This window comes from Streptomyces sp. NPDC001532 (genome assembly GCF_040298625.1).
Taxonomy (GTDB): domain Bacteria; phylum Actinomycetota; class Actinomycetes; order Streptomycetales; family Streptomycetaceae; genus Streptomyces.
This window is the reverse complement of record NZ_JBEPAL010000096.1, coordinates 1-2,411: the sequence shown is the minus strand read 5'-3', so window position 1 is coordinate 2,411 and position 2,411 is coordinate 1. Positions and strand designations below refer to the sequence as shown.

At 73.1% G+C, this 2,411-nt stretch carries 3 protein-coding genes and 1 pseudogene; 3 read left to right on the top strand and 1 reads right to left on the bottom strand.

Going from position 1 to position 2,411, the window contains the following annotated elements:
* The 3 genes and pseudogenes from ABT232_RS38330 to ABT232_RS38320 all read left to right on the top strand — a co-directional run.
* Positions 1-95: pseudogene (locus tag ABT232_RS38330) on the top strand (ABC transporter permease); the annotation flags it as partial.
* A gap of 5 nt (positions 96-100) precedes the next feature.
* Entirely contained in the window at positions 101-844 is a 744-nt protein-coding gene (locus ABT232_RS38325; protein WP_351849427.1) for a sirohydrochlorin chelatase, read from the top strand.
* Positions 845-916: 72 nt separating this feature from the next.
* The gene (locus ABT232_RS38320) at positions 917-1,777 is read left to right on the top strand and encodes a transglutaminase domain-containing protein (RefSeq protein WP_351849425.1); all 861 of its coding nucleotides are present in this window, start codon (positions 917-919) and stop codon (positions 1,775-1,777) included.
* On the opposite strand, the gene ABT232_RS38315 is transcribed toward ABT232_RS38320, so the two are convergent.
* Entirely contained in the window at positions 1,761-2,309 is a 549-nt protein-coding gene (locus ABT232_RS38315; RefSeq protein WP_351849422.1) for a DUF1697 domain-containing protein, read from the bottom strand. The genes ABT232_RS38320 and ABT232_RS38315 overlap by 17 nt on opposite strands.
* Positions 2,310-2,411: the final 102 nt, after the last annotated feature.

The window sequence follows — 2,411 nt, the reverse complement described above, 5'->3', positions numbered from 1 at the left end:
TCATCCTGATCGTCGGCATCGCCATCGACCTGCTCATCTTCAGCCCCCTGGAGCGACAGGTCCTGCGCAGCCGAGGCCTCCTGGTGAAGGGCTGACTCCCATGAAGCCGGTACGTCCCGTCCTCGTCGTCATCGCCCACGGCAGCCGCGACCCGCGGCACGCCGCGACCGTGCACGCCCTCGTGCAGCGGGTGCGGTCGCTGCGGCCGGGGCTGCGCGTGGAGACCGGCTTCCTCGACTTCAACATCCCGTCCGTGCGGGGCGTGCTGGCGTCCCTGGCCGCGGAGGGCGTCCGTGACGTGGTCGCGCTGCCGCTGCTGCTGACCCGCGCGTTCCACGCGAAGGCCGACATCCCCGCGGTGCTGCGGGAGGCCCCGGCGCGGCTGCGGATCCACCAGGCCGAGGTGCTCGGGCCGTCACCGCTGCTGCTGGCGGCGCTGGAGCGGCGGCTGTACGAGGCGGGCCTGTCGCCCGCCGACAAGTCCTCGACCGGGGTCGTGCTGGCCTCGGCGGGGTCCACCGACCCGGAGGCGATCGCAGTGATCGCAGAAATCGCGCGGGAGTGGCGGCACACCGGTTGGTGCGCCGTGCGGCCTGCGTTCGCCTCCGCATCCCTTCCCCGGACCGAGGACGCGGTCCAGGAGCTGCGTGCTCTCGGCTGCGCCCGGGTCGCGGTCGCGCCGTACGTGCTGGCGCCCGGCTTCCTGCCGGACCGGATCGCGCGGGGCGCGGCCGAGGCGGATGTCCTCGCCGATGTGCTGGGCGCGGCGCCGGAGGTGGCACGGGTGCTGCTGGAGCGCTACGACGCGGCCCGGGTGCCGATGCCGGCGGCGGTCGGGGCGTAGGGCGCACGAGACCCGGCTCGCCGGACGTCCTCGGTCGACCTTGCCCCTGAGGGAGGGCCGAGGGTGCCGGGCATGGACCTTCATCTGGCACAGACGCCGTACAGCGACCCGGGCGACCTCGATGTGAGCGGTCTGCCGCACGAGCCGGGGCAACTGGCCGCACTGGTGCGCGGACTGGTCATCCACCGCGCGGAGGGGTGGCGGATCGGCCACGAGATCCCCGAGGAGCGGCAGCACGACGACCCCGAGGCCCGGTACGTGCGCGAGATCCTGCGCATCCTGCGGGAGCGCGATCCGGCGCCGCTGACCGAGGCGCGGGCGTACGAGGCGCGGTTCGTGGGCACGTGCCGGGACTTCGCGCTGCTGCTGTGCGCCCTGCTGCGGGCCACCGGCACGCCCGCCCGGCTGCGCTGCGGCTTCGCCGACTACCTCGCGGAGGGGTTCCACGACGACCACTGGGTCGCGGAGTACCGTCTGCCGGACGGGAGTTGGCGGCTGGTCGACGCGCAGGTGGCGCATCCGTCGTATCCGCTCGACTTCGACCCCGCGGACGTGCCCCGGGACCGGTTCCTGGTCGCCGGGGACGCCTGGCGCGGCTGCCGGGAAGGGGCGGCGGATCCGCGTGGCTTCGGGGTGTGGGGCCACGACCAGCTTGCCGGGCTGTGGTACATCGGCGCGAACATCCGTCTGGACCTGGCCGCGCTGATCGGTGTGGAGCTGCTGCCGTGGGACGCCTGGGGGCCGCAGGAGCGCTCCGACGCCGCTCTCACCGAGGAGGACCTCGCCCTGTTCGACGCGGTCGCCGCGGCCCGGACCGACGAGGAGCTGCGGCGGCTGGCCCGCGATCCGCGGCTGGCCGTGCCGGACGAGGTGCTGTCGTACACCTCTCGCAGCGGCTACCGGGAGGCGCGCAGGGTCAGGCCGGCCGGGTGAGCTCGATCAGTTTGAGCACGGTGTTCCAGTTGCGGGTGGTGGCGATCAGGCCCTTGGTCACGCGGGGCCGGGACAGCACCTCGCCGAGCTTGGAGCGGCCGAGGCCGTTCGGGGCGTACAGGTAGAGGGCGCGGTCGCCGAGGCGGAACTCCTCGGGGAGGTGGGCGTCGCGGTCGATGCCGGCGAAGCGTTCCTCGTCGACGGGGGCGGAGAAGTAGGTGACGTGGAGCTGCTTGGCCTCCAGGTCGGCGGCGGGGAACGGGCAGTCGTCGGCGATCGCCCGGAGATAGGCGTGGTCGCGTACGAGGACGTCCACCGTGAAGCCGTACCGCTTCTCGATCGCCTGGGTCAGTTCGGCGGCCAGGGACTCCTCGTCACCGCGGTCGGAGGCGAACACGGCCTGGCCGCTCTGGAGATAGGTCCGCACGTCGTCGTGGCCGAGCTGCTCCATGAGGGTGCGCAGTTCGGTCATCGGGATCTTCTTGCTGCCGCCCACGTTGATTCCGCGGAGCAGCGCCGCATACGTCGTCACCCGCTCACCCTAGGGGGTGTCTCGTCGATCAGGCCGGATCAGCGAGCGGCGTCTGGTGCCGTGCATCGCAAGGCGGAGGAGGGCGGCATGGCGGAGCCATGG